At 61.7% G+C, this 23,393-nt stretch carries 24 protein-coding genes and 1 pseudogene; 14 read left to right on the top strand and 11 right to left on the bottom strand.

Annotation, left to right across the window (positions count from 1 at the left end):
• The first annotated feature begins 20 nt into the window (after positions 1–20).
• The 5 genes from ureA to ureC all read left to right on the top strand — a co-directional run bounded on the left by ureA (position 21) and on the right by ureC (position 3,533).
• Positions 21–323, top strand: a complete 303-nt coding sequence (gene ureA, locus PCOSP_RS02935; protein WP_003197350.1) for an urease subunit gamma — start codon at positions 21–23, stop codon at positions 321–323.
• A 10-nt stretch (positions 324–333) separates the two neighbouring features.
• The gene (locus PCOSP_RS02930) at positions 334–867 is read left to right on the top strand and encodes an N-acetyltransferase family protein (protein ID WP_464710274.1); all 534 of its coding nucleotides are present in this window, start codon (positions 334–336) and stop codon (positions 865–867) included.
• Positions 868–873: 6 nt separating this feature from the next.
• Entirely contained in the window at positions 874–1,407 is a 534-nt protein-coding gene (locus tag PCOSP_RS02925; protein ID WP_139646692.1) for a GNAT family N-acetyltransferase, read from the top strand.
• Positions 1,404–1,709, top strand: coding sequence for an urease subunit beta (locus PCOSP_RS02920; protein WP_464710272.1), 306 nt, complete (start codon positions 1,404–1,406; stop codon positions 1,707–1,709). The genes PCOSP_RS02925 and PCOSP_RS02920 overlap by 4 nt, the downstream gene beginning before the upstream one ends.
• Before the next feature lie 123 nt (positions 1,710–1,832).
• Positions 1,833–3,533: an urease subunit alpha gene (gene ureC, locus PCOSP_RS02915; protein ID WP_464710271.1), complete on the top strand. Its 1,701-nt coding sequence runs from the start codon at positions 1,833–1,835 to the stop codon at positions 3,531–3,533.
• Between the two features lie 157 nt (positions 3,534–3,690).
• On the opposite strand, the gene PCOSP_RS02910 is transcribed toward ureC, so the two are convergent.
• Both PCOSP_RS02910 and PCOSP_RS02905 read right to left on the bottom strand, forming a co-directional pair.
• Complete coding sequence (locus PCOSP_RS02910) at positions 3,691–3,990, bottom strand: chaperone modulator CbpM (protein ID WP_464710270.1); 300 nt, start codon at positions 3,988–3,990, stop codon at positions 3,691–3,693.
• 52 nt (positions 3,991–4,042) lie between these two features.
• The gene (locus PCOSP_RS02905; RefSeq protein ID WP_139646699.1) at positions 4,043–4,981 is read right to left on the bottom strand and encodes a DnaJ C-terminal domain-containing protein; all 939 of its coding nucleotides are present in this window, start codon (positions 4,979–4,981) and stop codon (positions 4,043–4,045) included.
• A gap of 294 nt (positions 4,982–5,275) precedes the next feature.
• Between PCOSP_RS02905 and PCOSP_RS02900 the strand changes: the two genes are divergently transcribed.
• Positions 5,276–6,550: an Hsp70 family protein gene (locus tag PCOSP_RS02900; RefSeq protein ID WP_464710269.1), complete on the top strand. Its 1,275-nt coding sequence runs from the start codon at positions 5,276–5,278 to the stop codon at positions 6,548–6,550.
• 133 nt (positions 6,551–6,683) lie between these two features.
• Here the strand turns inward: PCOSP_RS02900 and PCOSP_RS02895 are convergent, their stop codons facing one another.
• The 3 genes from PCOSP_RS02895 to PCOSP_RS02885 all read right to left on the bottom strand — a co-directional run bounded on the left by PCOSP_RS02895 (position 6,684) and on the right by PCOSP_RS02885 (position 9,273).
• Entirely contained in the window at positions 6,684–7,697 is a 1,014-nt protein-coding gene (locus tag PCOSP_RS02895) for an AI-2E family transporter (protein WP_139646703.1), read from the bottom strand.
• A gap of 237 nt (positions 7,698–7,934) precedes the next feature.
• Complete coding sequence (locus PCOSP_RS02890) at positions 7,935–8,228, bottom strand: PsiF family protein (RefSeq protein WP_464710267.1); 294 nt, start codon at positions 8,226–8,228, stop codon at positions 7,935–7,937.
• A gap of 154 nt (positions 8,229–8,382) precedes the next feature.
• Complete coding sequence (locus tag PCOSP_RS02885) at positions 8,383–9,273, bottom strand: esterase/lipase family protein (RefSeq protein ID WP_139646707.1); 891 nt, start codon at positions 9,271–9,273, stop codon at positions 8,383–8,385.
• Between the two features lie 190 nt (positions 9,274–9,463).
• Here PCOSP_RS02885 and PCOSP_RS02880 point away from each other — a divergent pair, with 190 nt between their 5' ends.
• Positions 9,464–9,994, top strand: coding sequence for a ferritin-like domain-containing protein (locus PCOSP_RS02880; RefSeq protein ID WP_139646709.1), 531 nt, complete (start codon positions 9,464–9,466; stop codon positions 9,992–9,994).
• Positions 9,995–10,101: 107 nt separating this feature from the next.
• Here PCOSP_RS02880 and PCOSP_RS02875 read toward each other — a convergent pair.
• A pseudogene (locus PCOSP_RS02875) lies at positions 10,102–12,176 on the bottom strand (AsmA family protein).
• A gap of 361 nt (positions 12,177–12,537) precedes the next feature.
• Here PCOSP_RS02875 and PCOSP_RS02870 point away from each other — a divergent pair.
• The 7 genes from PCOSP_RS02870 to PCOSP_RS02840 all read left to right on the top strand — a co-directional run bounded on the left by PCOSP_RS02870 (position 12,538) and on the right by PCOSP_RS02840 (position 17,811).
• Positions 12,538–13,065: a hypothetical protein gene (locus tag PCOSP_RS02870; RefSeq protein WP_139646713.1), complete on the top strand. Its 528-nt coding sequence runs from the start codon at positions 12,538–12,540 to the stop codon at positions 13,063–13,065.
• A gap of 155 nt (positions 13,066–13,220) precedes the next feature.
• Positions 13,221–13,853 (top strand): TetR family transcriptional regulator, encoded by a 633-nt coding sequence (locus PCOSP_RS02865; RefSeq protein ID WP_139646922.1) that lies wholly within the window; start codon positions 13,221–13,223, stop codon positions 13,851–13,853.
• Positions 13,854–14,098: 245 nt separating this feature from the next.
• Entirely contained in the window at positions 14,099–14,599 is a 501-nt protein-coding gene (gene ureE / locus PCOSP_RS02860; protein WP_139646715.1) for an urease accessory protein UreE, read from the top strand.
• Complete coding sequence (locus PCOSP_RS02855; RefSeq protein ID WP_464710266.1) at positions 14,596–15,270, top strand: urease accessory protein UreF; 675 nt, start codon at positions 14,596–14,598, stop codon at positions 15,268–15,270. Before ureE ends, PCOSP_RS02855 begins: the two co-directional genes overlap by 4 nt.
• A gap of 9 nt (positions 15,271–15,279) precedes the next feature.
• A complete protein-coding gene (gene ureG / locus PCOSP_RS02850) occupies positions 15,280–15,894 on the top strand; it encodes an urease accessory protein UreG (protein ID WP_041020088.1) in 615 nt (204 codons plus the stop codon).
• Positions 15,895–15,925: 31 nt separating this feature from the next.
• On the top strand, positions 15,926–16,498 hold the full coding sequence (locus tag PCOSP_RS02845) for a HupE/UreJ family protein (protein WP_139646718.1): 573 nt from the start codon (positions 15,926–15,928) through the stop codon (positions 16,496–16,498).
• A 179-nt stretch (positions 16,499–16,677) separates the two neighbouring features.
• Complete coding sequence (locus tag PCOSP_RS02840) at positions 16,678–17,811, top strand: AGE family epimerase/isomerase (RefSeq protein ID WP_139646720.1); 1,134 nt, start codon at positions 16,678–16,680, stop codon at positions 17,809–17,811.
• Positions 17,812–17,959: 148 nt separating this feature from the next.
• Here the strand turns inward: PCOSP_RS02840 and PCOSP_RS02835 are convergent, their stop codons facing one another.
• The 5 genes from PCOSP_RS02835 to PCOSP_RS02815 all read right to left on the bottom strand — a co-directional run bounded on the left by PCOSP_RS02835 (position 17,960) and on the right by PCOSP_RS02815 (position 23,361).
• The gene (locus PCOSP_RS02835) at positions 17,960–18,724 is read right to left on the bottom strand and encodes an SDR family oxidoreductase (RefSeq protein ID WP_464710265.1); all 765 of its coding nucleotides are present in this window, start codon (positions 18,722–18,724) and stop codon (positions 17,960–17,962) included.
• Positions 18,725–19,561: 837 nt separating this feature from the next.
• Positions 19,562–20,278, bottom strand: coding sequence for an ABC transporter ATP-binding protein (locus PCOSP_RS02830; protein WP_139646723.1), 717 nt, complete (start codon positions 20,276–20,278; stop codon positions 19,562–19,564).
• Positions 20,275–21,147, bottom strand: coding sequence for an ABC transporter ATP-binding protein (locus PCOSP_RS02825; protein ID WP_041023534.1), 873 nt, complete (start codon positions 21,145–21,147; stop codon positions 20,275–20,277). The genes PCOSP_RS02830 and PCOSP_RS02825 overlap by 4 nt, the downstream gene beginning before the upstream one ends.
• A complete protein-coding gene (gene livM, locus PCOSP_RS02820; protein ID WP_175385558.1) occupies positions 21,140–22,444 on the bottom strand; it encodes a high-affinity branched-chain amino acid ABC transporter permease LivM in 1,305 nt (434 codons plus the stop codon). Before livM ends, PCOSP_RS02825 begins: the two co-directional genes overlap by 8 nt.
• Positions 22,445–22,446: 2 nt before the next feature.
• The gene (locus PCOSP_RS02815; protein WP_024779191.1) at positions 22,447–23,361 is read right to left on the bottom strand and encodes an ABC transporter permease subunit; all 915 of its coding nucleotides are present in this window, start codon (positions 23,359–23,361) and stop codon (positions 22,447–22,449) included.
• Positions 23,362–23,393 lie beyond the last annotated feature (32 nt).

Here is a 23,393-nt window from a genome sequence, read left to right as displayed (position 1 = left end):
TCTGCCCTTATGGATGACACATGGACCTGACCCCACGCGAAAAAGACAAGCTGTTGATCTTCACCGCCGGCCTCGTCGCCGAGCGGCGACTGGCCCGCGGCTTGAAACTCAATTACCCGGAGGCCATGGCCTACATTTCCGCGGCCCTGCTCGAAGGCGCCCGCGACGGTCAGACCGTGGCCGAGTTGATGCATTACGGCACCACCCTGCTGAGTCGCGAACAGGTGATGGAAGGCATCCCGGAAATGATCCCGGAGATCCAGGTCGAGGCAACCTTTCCCGACGGCACCAAGCTGGTCACCGTCCATCAGCCGATCGCCTGAGGACCGTGCCATGACGTATCGGATTCGTGACGCGCTCCCGGCGGACCTGCCCGCCATCCGCGACATCTACAACGACGCGGTGCTCAACACCACGGCGATCTGGAACGAACAGGCCGTGGACCTGGGCAACCGCCAGACATGGTTCGATGCGCGGCAGTTCCAGGGCTACCCGGTGCTGGTGATCGTCGACGGCGAAGAACATGTACTCGGCTATGCTGCCTTCGGCGACTGGCGCCCCTTCGACGGCTTCCGGCACACCGTGGAGCATTCGGTGTACGTGCGCAGCGACCAGCGTGGCAATGGCCTCGGCCCACGGTTGATGACGGTGTTGATCGAGCGCGCAAAGGCGTGTGGCAAACACGTCATGGTCGCCGCCATCGAAAGCGGCAACGCGGCTTCGATTCGTTTGCACGAGCGGGCCGGTTTCGTCATCACCGGGCAGATGCCCCAGGTGGGGACCAAGTTCGGTCGCTGGCTGGACCTGACTTTCATGCAGTTGATCCTCAATCCCGGGGCACCTGCGCCTGTTTCCAACAAGGAGTGACATCAGATGAACGCCGCCCAGTTGCGTCGAGTCCACGCCGAAAGCTTTGCGCATTACCGCCAAGGCCTGATTGATCTGTTGCTCGACGCCGTGGGGTACGGCGCCAGTGTCGGCTTCATGGCCGATCTCGATGCGGTCCAGGCCCGCGCCTATTTCGACGAAGTCCAGACCAGCCTCAATCAGGGCAGTCTGTTGTTGTGGGTCGTGGTCAAGGACGAACAGGTGCAGGCCAGCGTCCAGCTTGCCCTGTGTCAGAAGCCCAACGGCCTGAACCGCGCCGAAGTGCAGAAACTGCTGGTCCGAGGCGAGGCCCGCCGGCGGGGCCTGGGCCAGCAGCTGATGAGTGCCCTGGAGCTCGGCGCCCGCCAGCACAAGCGTGGCCTGTTGTACCTCGACACCGAGGCCGGCTCCGAGGCCGAGGCGTTCTACCGCGCCATGGGCTACACCCGTGTCGGTGAACTGCCCGACTACTGCCAGAGCCCGGACGGGACGTACACCCCGACCGCCATCTACTACAAGCTTTTGGGACAACCGCAATGATTCCAGGCCAATACCAGGTCCAGCCCGGCGACATCGAACTCAACGTCGGCCGCCGTATCGTGACGCTGACCGTCGCCAACAGCGGCGACCGGCCGATCCAGGTCGGCTCGCACTATCACTTCTTCGAAACCAACGACGCCCTGACCTTCGACCGCGCCTCCAGCCGCGGCATGCGCCTGAACATCCCGGCCGGCACCGCCGTGCGCTTCGAGCCGGGGCAGAGCCGCGAGGTGGAACTGGTGGACCTGGCCGGGCATCGCCGGGTGTTCGGGTTTGCCGGGCGGATCATGGGCGACCTCTAGGTCACAGCTCGTTCCCACGCTCTGCGTGGGAATGCATCTCGGGACGCTCCGCGTCCCACAAGCGGACGCAGAGCGTCCATGGCGGCATTCCCACGCAGAGCATGGGAACGATCAGGAAAGCACATGAAGATCTCGAGACAAGCCTACGCCGACATGTTCGGCCCCACCGTCGGTGACAAGGTCCGCCTGGCCGATACCGAGCTGTGGATCGAAGTGGAAAAGGACTTCACCACCTACGGTGAAGAAGTGAAATTTGGCGGCGGCAAGGTGATTCGCGACGGCATGGGCCAGGGCCAGCTGCTGGCCGCGGAGGTGGTGGACACGTTGATCACCAACGCGCTGATCATCGACCACTGGGGCATCGTCAAGGCCGACGTCGGCCTCAAGGACGGACGCATCGCGGCCATCGGCAAGGCTGGCAACCCGGACATCCAACCCGATGTGACCATCGCCATCGGCGCCAGCACCGAAGTGATTGCCGGCGAAGGCATGATTCTCACGGCTGGCGGCGTCGACACCCACATCCACTTCATCTGCCCACAGCAGATCGAAGAGGCCTTGATGAGCGGCGTCACCACCATGATCGGCGGCGGCACAGGCCCAGCCACCGGTACCAACGCCACCACCTGCACCTCCGGCCCATGGCACCTGGCGCGCATGCTCCAGGCCGCCGACGCCTTCCCGATGAACATCGGCCTCACCGGCAAGGGTAATGCCAGCCTACCGGAGCCCTTGATCGAACAGGTCAAGGCCGGCGCCATCGGCCTGAAGCTGCACGAAGACTGGGGCACCACCCCGGCAGCCATCGACAACTGCCTGAACGTGGCCGACCAGTACGACGTGCAGGTGGCGATCCATACCGACACCCTCAACGAGTCCGGCTTCGTGGAAACCACCCTGGGCGCCCTCAAGGGGCGCACCATCCACACCTACCACACCGAAGGCGCCGGCGGCGGTCATGCGCCGGACATCATCAAGGCCTGTGGTTTCCCTAACGTGTTGCCCAGCTCTACCAACCCGACCCGGCCGTTCACCCGCAACACCATCGACGAACACCTGGATATGCTGATGGTCTGTCACCACCTGGACCCAAGCATCGCCGAAGACGTGGCGTTCGCAGAAAGCCGAATCCGCCGCGAAACCATCGCCGCCGAAGACATCCTCCATGACCTCGGCGCGTTCTCGATGATCAGCTCCGACAGCCAGGCCATGGGCCGCGTCGGCGAGGTCATCCTGCGCACCTGGCAGACTGCGGACAAAATGAAGAAACAACGCGGCGCCCTGCCCGGCGACGGCGAAGGCAACGACAACTTCCGCATCAAGCGCTACATCGCCAAATACACCATCAACCCGGCGATCACCCATGGCATCAGCCATGAAGTGGGCTCCATCGAAGTGGGCAAGTGGGCCGACCTGGTGCTGTGGCGCCCGGCGTTCTTCGGCGTCAAGCCGACGCTGATCCTCAAGGGCGGAGCGATTGCCGCGAGCCTGATGGGCGACGCCAACGCCTCGATCCCGACACCGCAACCGGTGCACTACCGACCGATGTTCGCAAGCTTCGGCGGCTCGCGACATGCCACCAGCCTGACCTTCATCAGCCAGGCGGCCGCCGATGCGGGCCTGCCGGAACAGTTAGGCCTGAAGAAAAGAATCGCGGTGGTCAAGGGTTGCCGGGGGGTGCAGAAAACCGACCTGATCCACAACGACTACCTGCCGGACATCGACGTCGATCCGCAGACCTATCAGGTCAAGGCCGACGGTGTGTTGCTGTGGTGCGAGCCGGCCGAGTCGCTGCCGATGGCGCAGCGGTATTTTCTGTTTTGACTTGAAAAGAGGGCCCTGGGTAAACACAGCCCCCTGTGGCGAGGGGATTTATCCCCGCTCGGTTGCGCAGCAACCGCAAAAAAATAGGGGCTGCTGCGCAGCCCAGCGGGGATAAATCCCCTCGCCACAAGGATTGGCTCTAGCTAATGAGCGAGCATCACTCCACCAACCGCCCCAACCGCTGCTTGAGCATGCGGTTCTCGGTGCGCAGTTGTTGCACTTCTTCCAACAGATCCAGCGCCACGGCGACGCCTTCCCATTCCAGTTCAAGCTCGCGGCGCAGCTTGGCGGCACGACGGGCCAGGACCAGCTCGTAGTCGGTGAACCGCCAGTCCGTCGGGGCCGCGCCGTGGGGTTCGAGGATGCCATGGGCGACGATTTCTATCACATGGACATCCTGCAACGCGGCGGCCTCGCAGAACTCCGTCAGGCTCAGTTCAATGATCGGGTTGCTCATGGTGTGCTTCTCCCAATACCTTGATAGGGCAGGGCTGGCAAAGGCCCCGCCGTCAGAAATTCTCCCGTGGATCGAACGCGGCTTTCTTCGCCAGCTCTGCCCACAAAGCCTTGACCGCTTCGTCGTTGGACTTGGGCATCACGGCCTTGAGCTGGATGAACAGGTAGCCGCGCTCACCGGCCTTGTTGCGCAGGCCATGACCCTTGGCGCGCATGCGCTGGCCGTTCTGGCTGCCGGCCGGGACCTTGAGGTTGATCTTGCCGGTGAGGGTCGGGACGGCCACCTCGGTGCCCAGCGCCAACTCCCAGGGCGCCAGCGGCAGGGTGATGATCAGGTCCTGGCCTTCGACATCGAATTTGGGGTGCGGGGCAAAGCGAATGGTCAGGTACAAGTCGCCATTGGCCCCGCCACCAATACCCGGCGCGCCTTGGCCCTTGAGGCGGATCCGCTCGCCGTCAGTCACGCCTGACGGGATCTTCACGTTCAGGCTTTTGCTGGTGTTGCTGACGTGCTGGCCCGCCGCGTTGTACTGCGGCACCTGGAAGCTGACCTTTTTCGACTCATTCGACAGGGCTTCTTCCAGGAAAATCGGTAATTCCATCTCCACGTCCTGCCCCCGACGGCCGGCGCTGCGACCTGACTGTGCGCCCCCGAATCCTGGCCCGCGATTGCCAAAGATCGAACTGAAGAAGTCTGAAAAATCCCCGGTATCCTGGCCCCCGAAACCACCGCGGCTCTGCCAGCCCGGCGGCCCCTGGAACGGCTGGCCGTGCTGGCCATATCGACGCAGATCGTCGTACTCGGCGCGTTTGTCGGCGCTTTTCAGCGCTTCATAGGCTTCGGAGACATCCTTGAATTTGGTCTCGGCGTCTTTTTCCTTGCTGACATCCGGGTGGTATTTGCGCGCGAGTTTGCGATAGGCAGCCTTGATCGTGCTGTCGTCAGCCGTCGGTTCCACACCCAGGATCTTGTAATAGTCTTTGAAGTCCATCTAAGCATCACCACCCGTTATCGATGTCGCACCACCGTCCACAGCATGCCCCGAACAGCGGGCACCGGGTTGATCCATCTCAAGATTGGGACCTGGCGGCGCTTCAGAAGTTTATCGGCAACCGGTGGCGGTTCTTGTGTCCGCCCTGTGGCTGCCAGTCTCATGCCGACAAGTTTGGGGGTCCAACGCTGTCTTTCAAGGCTGAGAGTGCGAATTAGCGGATAACCGGCCTTCGAATCCGCGCCGCACTGGCATACACTGCGCGGCCGTTTTTTCGACCGGAACCTGAAAGACATGAAAAACGCATCCCCAGCCCGTGCCTGCGGCATCGACTTCGGCACGTCCAACTCCACCGTCGGCTGGCTGCGCCCCGGCATGGAAACGCTGATCGCGCTGGAGGACGACAAGATCACCCTGCCCTCGGTGGTATTTTTCAATCTGGAGGAGCGCCGCCCGGTCTACGGCCGACTGGCCCTGCACGAATACCTGGAAGGCTACGAAGGCCGGCTGATGCGCTCGCTCAAGAGCCTGCTCGGTTCCAAGCTGATCAAGCACGACACCAGCGTGCTGGGCACGGCGATGCCATTCAAGGACTTGCTCGGCCTGTTCATCGGCCAGTTGAAAAAACGCGCCGAGGCGACCGCTGGTCGGGAGTTCGAGGAAGTGGTGCTGGGCCGCCCGGTGTTTTTCGTCGATGACGATGAGCTGGCGGACCAGGAGGCCGAAAACACCTTGGTCGAGGTGGCTCGCGCCATCGGCTTCAAGGAGGTCTCGTTCCAGTACGAACCCATCGCTGCGGCATTCGATTATGAATCGACCATCGAAAAAGAAGAGCTGGTGCTGATCGTCGACATCGGCGGCGGTACTTCGGACTTCTCCCTGGTACGCCTGTCTCCCGAACGCCGCAACCACGACAACCGCCACGCCGACATCCTCGCCACCGGCGGCGTGCACATCGGTGGGACCGACTTCGACAAGCAACTGAGCCTACAGGGCCTGATGCCCCTGTTCGGCTATGGCAGCCGGATGAAAAGCGGCGCCTACATGCCCACCAGCCACCACATGAACCTGGCGACCTGGCACACCATCAACGCAGTGTATGCGCAGAAATCCACCCTGGCCCTGAACAGCATGCGCTACGACATCGAAGACACCGGCGGCATCGACCGACTGTTCAAGTTGATCGAACAGCGCGCCGGGCATTGGCTGGCGATGGAAGTGGAAGAAACCAAGATCCAGCTGACCCACGCCGACCAGCGCCACGTGGCCCTGGACCGGATCGAACCGGGCTTGAGCGTGGACCTGAGCCGCGCATTGTTCGAATCGGCTATCGACGGTCTGCTGGAGCGGGTTCGCGCCAGCGTCACGCAACTGCTCGGCGACGCCAACATTGGCGTCGATCAGGTCGACACGGTGTTCTTCACCGGCGGCTCCAGTGGCATCCCGGCCCTGCGCAACAGCGTCTCGGCCATGCTGCCCAAGGCGCGGCATGTGGAAGGGAACATCTTCGGGAGCATTGGCAGCGGGTTGGCGATCGAGGCGATGAAGCGCTACGGGACCCAGGCCTGACCTGATATTGCGGGGCGGCCTTCGCGAGCAGGCTCGCTCCCACATTGCACCGGGTGCTTGCTGAAGAGACTCGGTCACCTGTGGGAGCGAGCCTGCTCGCGAAGGGGCCGGATCAGACAATGCATTCCCGGAATCAGACCATCCCCAACTGCTTCAACTCGCTCTTGAGATACGCATAGTAAATCGGCCCCGCCACCACCCCCGGCAGGCCGAACGCCGCTTCGAACACCAGCATCGCCATGAGCAGTTCCCAGGACTTGGCGCTGATCTGTCCACCCACGATGCGGGCGTTGAGGAAGTATTCGAGCTTGTGGATCACGATCAGGTAACCCAGTGCCGCCACGGCAACCCAGATCGATAGCGACAGGCCGACAATGGTGATCAGAGTATTGGACATCAGGTTGCCGATGACCGGCAGCAAACCCAGCAGGAAGGTCATCACGATCAGGGTCTTGGTCAGCGGCAGCTTGATGCCGAACAGCGGCAGCACCACCGCCAGGAAAATCCCGGTGAAGAAGGTGTTGAGCAGGGAAATCTTGATCTGGGCGAAGACAATGTTGCGGAACGCCTTGACCAACAGGCTCAGGCGATCGAACAGTGCGGCGGCCAGGGGCTTGCGCTTGGTCAGGTCGGGGACGCGCTGCAAGGCAATGATCGCCCCCAGCACCATGCCGATCAGCAATGTCACGAACATGTGCGCCGCGTCCTTGCCCACCAGTTGCAAGTCGCTCAGGTGCTTGCTCATCCAGTCGCCAATCGCTACCCGGAACTCGGCGGCGCTGGCCGGCAGGTAGGCGTCGATGAAGGGGGGCAACTGTCCGCGGGCGCGGTCGACCACGGCCATGAACTTGTCCAGGGATGCACCGGGGTTTTCCGCTTCATGCAGCAGGAAGCTGATTGCACCGGCGAAGATCAACGACAGCACACTGACCACCAGGGTGCCCAGCAACGCTACCGCGAGCCAGCGGGCACGTCGGCCTTCGATCAATCGCTGCAACTGTGGGGTGAGCATGTTGACCAGCTCGAACACCAGCAGCCCGGCCATCAGGCTTGGCAACAGGCGTAGCGGCAACACCAGCAGCAACCCACCAAAAATGATCACCCAACTGATCACCAACAACACATGACGCTGAGAAAACGTTGGCATACAGCCTCAGAACCAAAAACGGCGTGAAAGGATCGGCAGTCTGCCAGCCTTCCGCCGACAGCACTAGGGATTGTATCGGCCGACTTTGGTCGGGGTTCAGGGGATTTTGCAGTAGCCGTGAGGGCCCTGTGGGAGCATGGCTTGCCCGCGACAGGGTCACCTCGGTCTCAACGTAAACCGAGGCGCCTGCATCGCGGGCAAGCCATGCTCCCACAGAAACTCGCGACAGACACTGCGTTACTTGTTCTTCAGGCAATTGCTCATGAACGCTTTACGCTCGTCGCCCTTGAGCGCCTTGGTGGTCGCGTCGGCGTTGCAGGTTTTCATGCGCTCCTGCGGCGTTGCCCGTACTTCAGGCGGCTTGGTCTTCAGGCAGGTGCTCATGAAGGCCTTGCGCTCATCGCCCTTGAGCGCCTTGGCGGTGGCATCGGCGTTGCAGGTGGTCATCTTGGTCTGTTGGGCCGTCGCAGCGAAGCCTTGGGAACACAGCAGCAAACCGATCATCAACAAAGGGACACGCAACATCTTCATGACGTTTTCTCCTGAATGCCGCACGACCGTGACGGCGATGAATCCAGTGTAGACAACGCAGCCCTATGCTCTGTACGAAAAGTCTTGAGACGAAGGTCAGGCGAGGCTGTTTTCAACGCAGCATGAACGAGCATCAAGGTTCTTCGTACAGGGCCTAGACACCGGCCGCTTTCAAGCGCTCTGCATGCTCGACAAACAACCGGATCGGCTCGGCCCCCTTGCCCACCAGCCCCAAGGACTGATTGACGATATCGAAATGGTCGAGTGGGTAGTCATCACCGATGACCGTACCCAGGTGCGAGCTGAAGCGTCCGACCATGCCATCGCACTGCCCCGCCTCACGTACGAAAGTCCGGGCGAACAGGCGGCAACTGCGGTTCGTGCCATCGAAGAGGTTGCGCCCCTTGTCCGTCTTGCCGGGTTGCAGGATCCCGGACCAGGAGTAATAACGCACGCCGTCGACCTCTTCAGCCCCCTGCCCGCCCCAGGTTTCAGGCAACCCCTGTGGATAACGCTCATTGAAGCGCGCCACCCCGGCAGTGGTGAGGGATTCATGGGAAGCATGGAGGTCCACCGGCAGCTTCGGCCCGCGATAGCCGGTTTCGAGCAGGCTCATCAGCGCGTTGATCAACCGCAGCACCGCGCTGAGCATGCGCCCCTTGGCACTGTTCGGCGGATAGTGGGCCAGCAGGTAGTCGGCCAGTTCGGAACCGTGGTTGGGACCGGCCACCGACGTGACGGAGGCCACCAGGTCCGGGCGCCGGGCCGCCGCATAACGGGCACTGAGGGCGCCCTGGCTGTGGCCGATCAGGTTGACCTTGGCCGCGCCGGTTTGCCGCAGGACCTCCTCGATCCGCGCCAGCAATTGTTCGCCGCGCACCTCGGACGAATGCAGCGGCGAGACCTTCACCGCCACCACCACCGCGCCACCCCGGCGCAACGCCGAAACGATCCCATACCAGTACGGATACAACACCAGGCGGATGAACCCGAGCATGCCAGGGACCAGCACCAGCGGGTAGCGAGTGGCGCAGCGTTGCGACATATATGGACGTCCTTGTGATTGATGATGGGGTTGAAGAGCAGTCTAGGCGCCCTTCATGACGCCTGGTCATCATTGTAAGAGCTGGCACATCCCATAAAACTTTTGCCTCGCTCATCACTCCCAACCTTGTAAGCGATCGCGCCTCGAGAGCGCGACGCCCCCCAACCGGATCAGCCTCCAGGAGAACGAGATGAGCGACATGCACTTATCCGATGTGACGACCCTGCGCGAACGTGCGCGGCAGAACGTGCAGAACGGCGCGGTGACCGAGGGCTACAACGCCGATCGACAGGAAGTCGTGCGCCTGCTCAACGAAGCACTGGCCACTGAGCTGGTGTGCGTGCTGCGTTACAAGCGCCATTACTTCATGGCCACCGGCCTCAAGGCCAGCGTGGCGGCCAGCGAATTCCTCGAACACGCCAACCAGGAAGCCGAACATGCCGACAAACTGGCCGAGCGCATCGTGCAACTGGGCGGCGAGCCGGAGTTCAACCCCGATCTGTTGACCCGCAACTCCCACGCACAGTACGTGGCAGGCAACACCCTCAAGGAAATGGTCTACGAGGACCTGGTGGCCGAGCGGATCGCCATCGACAGCTACCGGGAAATCATCCAGTACATGGGGGATAAGGACCCGACCACCCGGCGTATCTTCGAGGACATCCTGGCCCAGGAAGAAGAACACGCCGATGACATGGCCGATATCCTGGCCGATTTGTAAGACCCCATCGCGAGCAGGCTCGCTCCCACATTCGATAGGTGTACACCCTCAATGTGGGAGCGAGCCTGCTCGCGATGAGGCCAGCCGCCTCACCGCAAATCTCCGAATTACCGTGTCGGCTTGACCGTCACCGGCGCCTTGCCCGCCTTCATCTGCTCCAGCAGCGGCGCACACTGGTTCGGCTCGCCACCGCTGGGGGCCACCAGGGCCAGCAAGCCGGCCGCCGGCGCGGCGATCACACCCAGCGCCACCATCCCGGCACCGCGCAACATCAGCGGCACGGCCTTGACCCCGGCGGAGGGCTTGGCGAACTTGCCCCGCACATACAAGGGCGAGCGCAGGGAAATCAGCCTCCAGCCCTTGGATTCCGGAGAAATGGTCAGGTCCAGTTGCTCCGTGGCCATGTTCGCCGTGCCGTCGATGTAGATAATCGCGTTTTCCGTGTCGAATACGAACAGGCGGGTGGTTGCCAGGCCGGTCTTGATGTCGAAGTCCGCCGCTGCACAGTTGATTTTCACCTCCTTGTCGCCAAAGATTTTCCCCATCACGTAGTTACCCACGTTCAACCCTGCCAGCTCCATCAGCTCGCGGCTGATGGCACCGTCGTTGATGAGCATTTTCAGCGTACCGTTGGAAGTACCCAGCAACGCCGCGACCGAATTGCCGCGCCCGCTGATATCGGCATCGCCGTTGAGCTCGCCGAAACTGGTTTTCATCGGTTCGAAGCCGGGGAATAGCTGCTTGAGCTTGAATCCTCGCGCCGTCAACTTCGCTTGGCCCTCCAGGGGATGGGCCTGCCCGTTGAGGCGGATCTGCGCATCGAGTCGGCCACCGGCGACGCCGAAACGCAGGGGCTCAAGGCTCAATTGTCCGTCGTTGAGCACCAAGTGCGTGTAGAGGTCGGTGAACGGCAACTGCGCACTGTGGACGATGCGCTTGCCGGTGAACTCCACGTCGGCGTCCATCGCGCTCCAGCGCTCGGTGCGGAACTCCTCCACGGGCAGCACCTTGTCCGATGGCTGCTTGCTGGCGCTGCCGCGGGCCTTCTGTTCGGTGTTGGAATCGGCGCCGATCAGCGGCGCCAGATCGCTGAACAACAGCTGATTGGATACCAGCGTGCCACTGAGTTTTGGCCGTGGCTGGCTGGCGACGTAGGCCAGGTCACCGTGGATGTCGCTGTCGCCGATCTTTCCGTTGAATGCCTCATAGCGAAACAGCGCCCCGTCCGGCTCATGGAGCTTGGCGATCAGATGACCGTCAGTTTCATAGGGCGGCGAATCCGGCAAGGTCACGCCGGTCAGTGGGTACAGATGAGCAAGGCTGGTGCCGGCCAGTTTCAGCCGCAGGTCCAGGGCGCCGAGATTCATCGGGTCGGTGAGGGTGCCGGCCAGTTCGACACGGGTATTGGCGGTCTTGATCTGGGCCTGCAGGGGAAAGGGTTGCGATGCATTCTGCAAGGCCAGCAGACCGCCGACCTTGCCGGAACCACTGAGGTCCTGTCCGTGATACTGTCCGTCGACCTTGAAGGCGAACCCATAGTCCTGAGGCGTCGCGCCCTGGTCCTGAACCTTTTTCGCGGCCTTTTCGCCGACGATATCCTTGAATGGAATGGATTTCCCCAGCGGGTCGATCAGCAGGTCGAGTCGGGTCTTCAAGGTCTGGTCGTCAAGCGTGACGTGCCCCTTGTCGAAGCCGATGGCGCCGATGTCCATCACCCAGCTCGACGGTTTGGCGTCCGGGTCCTTCGGATCGAACTGGAAGGTCCAGTTGGCACGTCCATCAGCCAGGCGTTGCAGGTTGGCGTCGGGTTCGGTCAGGTCGATCCGGGGAATCGTCACTCGCCGAGCCAGCAGGGCCAGGGGGATATCCGCAACTCGACACGCTTGAGCGTGGCCATCTGCGGTTTCTTCAACCAATCGGGGTTGCCCAGGCTCAAATCCTCGGCTACCACATGGGGCCACGGTACCCAGGCCCGCCAGCCGCCCTCTTCGGGCTCACGTTGCCAGACCACGGCCAGGTTGCCGTTGATGGCAAACGGGCGATGCAGTTCCTCGGAGACCTTGGCGTTGAGCGTCGGCTTGATCCGGTTCCAATCGAAGAACACGATGACCAGCACCAACACGGCCAGCAGGACAGCAAGGCTGGCCAAGCTCCAGGCAAGGATTTTTGAAGTGCGTGTCATGCACAAGGCTCCTGATGACAAATCGGCGTCCGTACCGCAACACCTGAAAACCGAACCTGTAGTCGGTTCGTTATATGAGTGAGACTGGTGAAACGAGCAACAGGTTTACCCTACAGGGCGAAAAACCTGACCGATCCGCCAGCAAGTTGTTACCGCCCCCGCACATTTGCGTGGCGCCGATGGGTACGAAATACCCACCATGGTGCAAAACCGCCCCTCGGAAACGCCCGTTCTAGAGCCTTCCCATAGAACAATCAATTCCGTTGATTATTACCATTGCGTTTAGGAACTTTTATATCGACTTATCGAGAGTAGCATTGCCCTCGTACCCACTTTTTAGCCCTCCCGAGGAGCAACGATCATGAAACGCCAATTACTGATGAGTCTTTCCCTTTCACTGCTGGCCTCCACCGCTTTCGCCCTGCCAGCTTCCGAACAGGCTACACCACAGGTCAAGGACAGCCACTCCGTGTATAGCCAGACTGTTGCCGAAGACGGTTATAACCAAACCCGCCAAGGCCAACTCGCTGAAGACGGCTACAACAACACCCCTCAGGGCCAGCTCGCCGAAGATGGCTACAACAACACCCCTCAGGGCCAGCTCGCTGAAGATGGCTACAACAACACCCCTCAGGGCCAACTCGCCGAAGATGGCTACAACAACACCCCTCAGGGCCAACTCGCCGAAGATGGCTACAACAACACCCCTCAGGGCCAACTCGCTGAAGATGGCTACAACAACACCCCTCAGGGCCAACTCGCTGAAGATGGCTACAACAACACCCCTCAGGGCCAACTCGCTGAAGGCGGTCGCCAGCGTCTGGAAGAAAAAGGCCTGGTTGAAGACGGCAGTGAGCGAGCCCTCGAACGCAACAGCAAAGTGAGCTGAGCCCATGGTGGCCCGGAAAAAAGCCCGATTCCTGCAATCGGGCTTTTGCTTTTCATGCACCCCGCGTCCCCGCGTAATCCCCCTCTACCGTTCGACGTCGGCAAAGCCGATTTGCTAAAGTGCGTCGCTCCCATGACTCGGAAGTCAGTCCTGCGATGCTGCCCCGCGCCGAACAGAAACAACAAACCCGAATTGCCCTGATGGATGCGGCCCGTCATTTGATGGAGTCCGGCCGGGGGTTCGGCAGCCTGAGCCTGCGCGAAGTGGCCAAGACAGCGGGCATTGTACCCACCGGTTTCTATCGACATTTCGACGATATGGACCAACTGGGCCTGGCGCTGGTCAGCGAAGTGGGCCAGACCTTCCGCGAAACCATCCGGCTGGTGCGTCACAATGAATTCGTCATGGGCGGCATCATCGACGCGTCGGTGCGAATTTTCCTCGACGTGGTGCAAGCCAACCGATCGCAGTTTCTGTTTCTAGCCCGCGAACAGTACGGCGGCTCCCTTCCAGTACGCCAGGCCGTCGCACAACTGCGCGAAGCCATCAGCTCTGACCTGGCCGCCGACCTCGCGTTGATGCCGAAACTGCAGCATCTGGATCTGGCCGGGCTGAGCGTAATGGCCGATCTCATCGTCAAGAGCGTGTTCGCCACCCTGCCCGACATCATCGACCCTCCCGCCGAAGCGCCCCCCGACCACCTCACGCCTCAGGCGAAGATCACCCAGCAACTGCGGTTTATCTTTATCGGCCTCAAGCATTGGCAAGGGTTGGGCAGCACAGAGTAATCCCCCTGCTCGCGATGGCGGTGGATCAGTCGACTTCCATGCGTCTGATGCGCCGCCATCGCGAGCAGGCTCGCTCCCACAGGTCCGCCGAACGCTACAAAACAGTGCGCACCTCTCGTCGCGCGCACTGGTTCGGAGCGACCTGAAAGGCTGCGCCAAGCATCCCACGCCCATTTCCTACACCATCTTCGATTGGCAAGCCCCTTGCTCTAAACACAGCACCGTTCATTGCTGGAAGCACTCCGATGCTGGTGATTCACCGCAGAATCGACACTCAACCCCGCTGGGATGCGGAGCTTCATCTGACTTTTGATGCCCGCAGCAAAAGTCGCCTGCGCTGTTTCAGTGCCGAGGGCGAAGATGTGGGATTGTTTTTGGAGCGGGGCCAGCCGCCGCTTTACGACGGCGAATACCTCCAGGCCGAAGACGGACGTATCGTGCGCGTCTGCGCCCGCCCCGAACAACTGCTGCATGTCACCTGCGCCAATGGCTTCGAGCTGACGCGTGCGGCCTATCACCTGGGCAATCGCCATGTGGCCCTGCAAGTGGGCGATGGCTGGTTGCGCCTGCTGGACGATTACGTGCTCAAGGCGATGCTCGAACAATTGGGCGCCAGCGTCACCCCCATCGAAGCCCCCTTCCAACCGGAACACGGCGCCTATGGCGGCGGCCATCACCATTCACGGCACGGCGACGAAGACTTCAACTACGCACCGCGCCTGCACCAGTTCGGCGTGCGCACATGAACCCGGCCTGGGCGCTGTTGCGTCTGGCCAGCCCGCAGTTGCCCATCGGCGGCTACAGCTATTCCCAAGGGCTGGAGATGGCGGTGGATAACGGCCAGGTCAAGACCGCCGACGACGCACGCCGATGGATCGGCGATCAATTGCTGCTGAACCTGGCACGCTTCGAAGCGCCCCTGCTGCTCGCCCATTGCACCGCCGCCGCGGCTGACGATTGGGCCACCCTGGAGCAACACTACGAAGCACACCGCGCCAGCCGGGAAACCCGCGAGCTGTATCAGGAGAGCCGGCAGATGGGCTATTCGTTGCAGCAACTGCTCGGCGGCCTGCCGGAACTCGACGGTGCCGCCCGACAATTTCTCGAGCAACGTAGCGAACCCCACCTGGCCCTGGGCTGGGCCCTGGCCGCCCGCGCCTGGGACATCGCGCCCCAGGACGCGCTCGCCGCCTGGCTGTGGAGCTGGCTGGAAAACCAACTGGCGGTGCTGATGAAAACCCTTCCCCTCGGCCAGCAAGCCGCCCAGCGCCTGACCAGCGAACTGCTGCCGCTGCTGCAACAGGCCCAGCACAACGCCTCGAACATCAACCCCGAGCATTACGGCAGCGCCGCGTTTGGCCTGTCCCTGGCGTGTATGGCCCATGAGCGCCAGTACAGCCGTCTGTTCCGTTCCTAGGAGACCAACATGAACACACAACCCCTGCGCGTCGGCATCGGCGGCCCGGTGGGCTCCGGCAAGACCGCCCTGACCCTGGCCCTGTGCCTGGCCCTGCGCGAGCGCTACAACCTGGCGGTGGTCACCAACGATATCTACACCCGCGAAGACGCCGACTTCCTGGTCCGCAACGAAGCCCTGGCGCCGGAGCGGATCATTGGTGTCGAAACCGGTGGTTGCCCGCACACAGCCATTCGCGAAGACGCCTCGATCAACCTCGAAGCGGTAGACCAGTTGAACCGGCGCTTCCCGGGGCTGGATCTGATCCTGGTGGAGTCCGGCGGCGACAACCTCTCGGCGACCTTCAGTCCGGAACTGTCGGACCTGACCCTTTACGTGATCGATGTATCGGCCGGGGACAAGTTGCCCCGCAAGGGCGGGCCGGGCATCTGCAAGTCCGACTTGCTGGTGATCAATAAAATCGACCTGGCACCACTGGTAGGCGCCTCCCTGGAGATGATGGACAGCGACACCCGGCGGATGCGCAACGGCAAGCCATTCGTGTTCAGCAATCAGAAAACCGGCCAGGGCCTGGACGAAATCATCGCGTTCATCGAGCGCCAGGGCCTGCTGACTGCGGCCTGATTTTTCGAACTCTCAACAAGGAAGCCTTTTCATGACACTCAAACGCATTCTCGGCGCCCTCGCCCTGCTGCTGGCCCCGACCCTGGCCTTCGCCCACCCCGGCCATGGCGACAATGGCCTGATCGCCGGCCTCGGGCACCCTGTCGGCGGCCTGGATCATTTGCTCGCCATGCTCGCAGTCGGCTTGTGGGCGGCACAACAACAAGGCACCGCACGTTGGGCGCTGCCCTGCACGTTCATCGGCACCATGCTGATCGGTGGCTTGTTCGGTTTCGAAGGCCTGCAGTTGCCGGCACTGGAAAGCGGGATTGCCGCCTCGGTGCTGGCCCTGGGCCTGGCGGTGGCGCTGGCCGTGCGTCCGCCATTGAGCCTGGCGGTTGTCGCGACGGCATTGTTTGCGCTGTTCCATGGCGTGGCCCATGGGTTGGAACTGCCGGACATGTCGAGCCCATGGGCCTATGCGGCCGGGTTCGTCGCAGCGACAGCGGCGCTGCATGGCGCAGGTTTCGCCCTGGTTCGCGCGTTGCCGCGAGCCGCAGCGCCTTTGGTGCGGCTGGCGGGGGCGGCTTCGGCGGGGGTTGGGGTCTGGTTGTTGGCGGGTTGATTTATTAGTGCCCGTACGGGCCTCATCGCGAGCAGGCTCGCTCCCACATGAACGGCGTACGCCCAACAACTGTGGGAGCGAGCCTGCTCGCGATGGCAGACTTGCAAGCGCTACCTATCTGAAGTCGGTCACTCTGCTACCATGTCGCGCAATCGCCCCTGCCGTGACGACGTCCGCCCATGCCCGATGCTTCCCGCCCCGCTCCTTCGCCTGAATTGATCGCCCTGTTCGCAACAGTGCGCCAGCATTTTCACGAGGTGATCGTGCCCATGTGGCAGGGCCCGGGCTGGAATGCCGAATTGGCACTGCCCTACGAATCCCTGGATGCCACCCACACGCCGTTGCCGCCCCAGCGTTACCGCGCGATGGCCTGCGCCAGACAGTTGTATGTGTTCGCCAGTCTGATCGGCGAAGTGACAGGGGCCGAAGAACGGGCCGCGGCGCTGTTCCGCTCGCTGCAGCGGCACTTCCACGATGCCGAACACGGCGGCTGGTTCTACAGCATCGACCCGCAAGGCACCCCGCTGGACACTGGCAAAGACCTCTACACCCACGCCTTCATCCTGTTTGCCTGCGCCCACTACTGGGGCAAAGTTCGCGAGCCGCTGGTGGAATCGGTGCTCAACGCTGCCCTGGAAGTCATTGCCCGGCGCTTTGCCACTGGCGACGGTCTCTACGAGGCCGGTCTCAAGCGCGATTGGTCAACGCTCGGATCCGGCCCGTTGCAGAACCCCCTGATGCACCTGGCCGAAGCCTTCCTCGCCACCCTCTCGGTTCGCGAAGACGCCAGCACTCGCCAGGCATTGCTGAGCCTGTGTGATGGAATGTTCAAGCGTTTCATTGAACCGAAGCTGGGCGTGATGATGGAGAAACCGCTCAAGGCTGTGGATAACTGGTTTGAGCCGGGACACCAGTTCGAGTGGTATTTCCTGCTGGCCTCGTCTCCCCTGCTGCAGGGCGGCAAGTTGCATGCGGCCCTGGAACAAAGCTTCGGCTATACCGAGCAACAAGGCGTGAACCTGCAGTCCGGCGCGGTATGCGCCATGCTGGGCCCGGCGCCGGACGCTATCGCGCGCGACGCCACCCAGCGCATCTGGGCCCAGGCCGAATACCTGCGCGCCCTCACCCTGCGCCCGGGAAGCCAGGACGTGTTGCTGCGTCAGCTACAGGCTCTGCAACAGCATTTCCTGCATGCCAAGGGGTGGAACGAATGCCTTGATGCCGACGGCGTCGTCAGCCGTCGGGACATGCCCTCCACCACCCCCTATCACCTGATGACCTGCTATCGCGGATTGGCCGATTACCTGGGCTGAGGCTGTTTGTGGCGAGGGGATTTATCCCCGCTGGGTTGCGAAGCAGCCCCAAAGCACTCACCTCAATCTACCTGACACCGAGTCGGCTGATTTTAGGGCTGCTTCGCAGCCCAACGGGGATAAATCCCCTCGCCACAGGGGATTGCCGTCAGGTCTTGTTACGCTCAATGGCAAATCCGGCCCAGGTCTGGCTTACCGGCATCAGTTCCAGGCTGTTGATGTTGATGTGGGCTGGCGTGTTGAGCACCCAATAAATGGTTTCGGCAATGTCCTGCGGCTGGATCGGCTCGGCCCCGGCATAGGTCGCGTTGTAGCGTTCCTGGTCACCGCCGAAGCGCACCAGTGAGAACTCGCTCTCACACAGCCCTGGCTCGATGTTGCTGACCCGCACACCCGTACCCTGCAAGTCACAACGCAGGTTCAGCGAGAACTGTTTGACGAACGCCTTGGTCGCGCCATACACGTGGCTACCCGGGTAGGGGTAGTTGCCGGCGATGGAGCCCAGGTTGATGATCCCTGCACCGCGGCCATGGGCAATCAGGCGCGGCAGCAGCAGGCGCGTGCTGTAGAGCAGCCCTTTGACGTTGGTGTCGACCATCGTGTCCCAATCGTCGAGGTCGCACTTGGGCGCCGGATCGACCCCCAGGGCGAGTCCAGCGTTGTTGATCAAGCCACGCAATGTAGCGAAGGACGGCGGCAGATTGGCGATTGCCTCCTCCATGGCCGTGCGGTCGCGCACATCCAATACCAGGCCATGGACTTCGGTTTGTTTCGACAGCTCGGCACACAGTGCACTGAGGCGCTCTTCACGGCGCCCGGTCAGCACCAGTTTCCAACCGGCCTCGGCAAAACGACGGGCACAGGCTTCGCCAAATCCGGACGTCGCCCCGGTGATAAACAGGGTGTTGGACATCATGTTCTCCTTGAATGGGCTTGAGGCAGCCATTGAATGGGATCGGCCCACAGCATGCCCGGCCCGACCGCGAGCGGCAACTGCCCACCGTGGATGTTGATTCGGGTCGGACTGATCATAAAATGATCAAACCGCGCCAACCCTTGCAGGATAGGGGGTGCAGCCTGTTGCCCGCACCTTATCCACAGGCACGTCCACAGTAATCGGGGGCAAGTGAAAACGCTCCAGCCCGCTGTGCATAAGGCTTTGCGAGGCATCTGGAAAATTTTTTCCCTTGACCCTGCATGTGAGCTTGTGCAGATCGGATTCTCTGCTATGAGCCACGATCCATAGGGGCGATGGCTCGAAGCCAGTAACCACGGCCCTCAGAGCGGTCTTTCCAGAGTTTAGTCACAGACTTATCCACAGGATTGCCCACAGATTTTCCGGCCTATCCCGCGCTTAAAAAAGTGTTGACAACCTAGACTCATGCTCGCCTGAAAATGCCTGATCAAAAAACGATCGCCGGCCTGCAAGCCACGTATTTAAAGGCGTCCAGCCAGCTACTCCCACGTTACCCACAGCCGGTTCCACAGCAAACGGGGACAAGTCAAAACCGTGACAAAACAACTGTTTGCGGCGACTTTATGTCGCGGTTTGCTAAGGGTTAAGGATTGTTGTCCACAATTCTTCGGCCACATGAATTTCCCCTGCTCGCGATAGCGGTGGATCAGGCACAGAGATGCCGACTGTTCCATCGCTATCGCGAGCAGGCTCGCTCCCACAGGGGTTGGTGATGTTCAGGAGAGATAAAAAAACCGGCGATCACTCGCCGGTTTCTTTATTGCCATATCGGCGTCAGTGCCCGCCCAGGTACGCGTTGCGCACCTCTTCGTTGGCGAGCAGCTCCTTGCCGGTGCCGGTCAGGCGGATTTCGCCGTTGACCATCACATAGGCCCGGTCCGACAACCTGAGGGCGTGGTTGGCGTTCTGCTCCACCAGGAAGATGGTCATCCCGGTGGACGCCAGTTCCCTCAGGGTGGCGAAGATCTGTTTCACCACGATTGGCGCCAGCCCCAGGCTCGGCTCATCGAGCAGCAACAACTTCGGCCGGCTCATCAACGCCCGGGCAATGGCGAGCATTTGCTGCTCGCCACCCGACATGGTCATGGCCCGCTGGTTGCGCCGCTCCTTGAGCCGCGGGAACAGTTCGAACATGCGCTGCATGTCTTCGCTGGCGTACTTGTCGCCGATGGGGATGGTGCCCATCAGCAGGTTCTCCTCGACGGTCATGTCGGGGAACACCCGCCGGCCTTCCGGCGACTGGGCGATGCCGTTGGACGCGATGTAGTGGGACGACTTATGGGTGATGTCCACACCCTGGTAGATGATCTGACCACTGGCTGCGCGCGGCTGGCCGAAGATCGACATCAGCAGCGTGGACTTGCCAGCGCCATTGGAGCCGATCAGGCTCACCGTCTCGCCTTTGCCAATGTGCATCGAGACTTTCTTCAGGGCCTGGATCGGCCCGTAGAACACGTCCAGTTCCTTGAGTTCGAGGATCGGTTCACTCATACCAGTTCCTCTTCATCGGCACCCAGGTAGGCCGCGATCACCTTAGGATCGTTGCGAATCGCCTCCGGGCCGCCCTCGGCGATCACGTTGCCGTGGTCCAGCACCACGATGTGGTCGGAAATGCTCATTACCATGCCCATGTCGTGTTCGATCAGCACCACGGTCAGATCGTGCTCGTCGCGCAGCAGTCGGATCATCGCGCTCAGCGCTTCGGTTTCCTGAGGGTTGAGGCCGGCGGCCGGTTCGTCGAGGCAGATGACCTGCGGACGGGTGCACATGGCCCGGGCAATTTCCAGGCGGCGCTGCTGACCATAGGAAAGCTCACCCGCCAGGCGGTTGGCACAGTCCACCAGGTCCACGACTTCGAGCCAGTAGAAGGCATGATCCAGTGCGTCGCTTTCGGCCTTGCGATAACCCTTGGTGTTGAGGATGCCGGCCACCAGACTGCGGTTGACCCACATGTGCTGGGCCACCAGGAGGTTTTCCAGCACCGACATTTCCCGGAACAGGCGAATGTTCTGGAAGGTACGGGCCAGGCCGGCGCGGTTCACCAGGTGGGTCCCCCCGAACATCTTGTAGTACAGCCGGCTGGCGAAGGATTTCGGCGAGACGAAGTCGGTGGGGCGAAACGCTTCGCCCAACAGTTTGATGACGTTGGTCCGCTCGCCGCGCACGTTGAGTTCGATCTTGCCGCCGGAGGCTTTGTAGAAACCGGTCAGGCAGTTGAACACCGTGGTCTTGCCCGCGCCATTGGGGCCGATCAGGGCGAAGATCGAGTTGCGCTTGACCTGCAGGCTGACATCGCTGAGGGCCTTGATGCCACCGAATTGCATCATCAGGTTTTCGACCTGGAGTACGACTTCACTCATGGCGCTGCCCTCCGTCATGCGCTATGACACCTTTACGCGGCCTCACACCGGTACGGCTGATGCGGATCAGGCCGCGAGGTCGCCAGATCATCATCAACACCATCAGCACACCGAACAGCAGCACGCGGTATTCGGAGAAGCTGCGCAGCAGCTCTGGCGTAATGGTGAGTACGAATGCCGCGATCACCACGCCCACTGTCGAGCCCATGCCGCCCAGGACCACGATCGCCAGGATCAGCGCCGACTCGAAGAATGTGAACGACGACGGGTTGACGAACCCCTGGTAGCTGGCGAAGAACACCCCGGCCAGGCCGGCGGTGGATGCACCGAGGGTGAACGCCGAAAGCTTGACCAGTACGTGATTCAGGCCCATGGAACGGCAGGCGATCTCGTCTTCACGCAGGGCTTCCCAGGCGCGCCCGACCGGCATGCGCGTCAACCTGTGCTTGATGTAGAGCACCAGCAGCACAACGATGAACAACACGATGTAGATGAACAGGAATTTCAGGTTCGGGTTGTAGTCGATGCCGAAGAACTCGTGGAATGGCACCCCTCCATCCTTGGCCTTGCGACCGAACTCCAGACCGAGGAAGGTCGGCGACGGCACGGGCATGCCGTTTGGCCCGCCGGTGAACGACAACCAGTTATTGAGCACCAGTCGGATGATTTCACCGAAGCCCAGGGTCACGATCGCCAGGTAGTCGCCGTGCATTCGCAACACCGGGAAGCCCAATATGCATCCCGCCAGCGCTGCCGCAAGCGCCGCCAGTGGCAGCACGGTCCAGAAACCCAGTCCCAGGTACTGATAGCCCAGCGCCAGGCCATAGGCACCGATGGCGTAGAACGCCACATAACCCAGGTCGAGCAGGCCCGCCAGGCCGACCACGATGTTCAGGCCCAGGCCGAGCAGCACGTAGATCAGCCCGAGGATGACTACCGTGAGCACGTATTTGTTGGCGAAAAACGGAAACACGATGGCAATCACGATCAGCGCCGGGATGATCCAGCGCAGGCGCGACTTGTAGTCCGGTGGCAGGACGTGCACGCCGGAACCCGGGTTTTCAAAGCCCTGGAGCACCTTCAGGCCCTTGGACGTTTGCAGGAACAGGCTCAAGGCAAAGCGCCCGATCATCACGATCGCCACCAGCCAGCCGACGCGGGCCGGTTGCAGGTTGAAGCTGTAGCCGTCGAGCACCACGCCGACAATCGGCCCGAATACGATCAGCGAGATCAGGCCCGCCAGGATCGCGTCAATGACGCTCTGTTTGATATCAATCGGTTTATTGGCAGCAGACATACTTATACCTTCGCCACGAGTGGGCGACCCAACAGGCCTTGGGGACGGAAAATCAGGATCATCACCAGCAGGGAGAAACTGAACACGTCTTTATAGTCGGAGTTGATCAGTCCGGAGAACAGCGACTCGGAGATCCCGAGGATGATCCCGCCGAGCATCGCCCCAGGCAGGGAGCCGATGCCACCGAGGACCGCTGCGGTGAACGCCTTGATGCCGATGATGAAGCCGGCATAGAAGTCGAACGTGCCGTAATTCATGGTGATCAGCACACCGGCCAGGGCCGCCATGGCCGCGCCGATGATGAACACGTAGGAAATCACCCGGTCGGTGTTGATCCCCAGGATCGAGGCCATCTTGCGATCTTGCTGGGTGGCACGGCACATGCGCCCCAGCTTGGTGTACTTGATGATGTAGGTCAGCAAGGCCATCCCGGCGAACGCGGCGACCAGGATGAAGATCTTGGTGTAGGTGAGCTGGACGAAGCCGGTGCCGATGTCGACGCGCATGGCGCCTTCAAGCAGTGTCGGCACACCCTGTTGGCGAGCGCCCTGGCTGATCTGTGCATAGTTCTGCAGGATCAGCGAAATGCCGATGGCACTGATCAGCGGTGCCAGGCGGGTGGAGTTGCGCAGCGGTTTGTAGGCGACGCGTTCGATGACCCAGCCGTATACCCCGGTGACCACAACCGTGAACACAAGGGTGCCGAGGATCATTAGCGGAAAGGATTCAATACCGAAGTAAGCCAGCAGAGCCAGACTGATTGCCGCGAGGTACGCGGAAATCATGTAAACCTCGCCGTGGGCGAAGTTGATCATGCCGATGATGCCGTAGACCATTGTGTAGCCGATGGCGATCAGACCATAGACCGACCCGAGGGTCAGGCCATTGATCAGTTGCTGCAGGAAAATACCATCCATAACGCAATCTCACGCATTTGAAAGACTGCACG

The sequence above is a fragment of the Pseudomonas sp. MAFF 730105 genome (assembly GCF_055380705.1).
The sequence above is the reverse complement of the archived record's forward strand: the minus strand, read 5'-3'. Positions and strand labels throughout refer to the sequence as shown.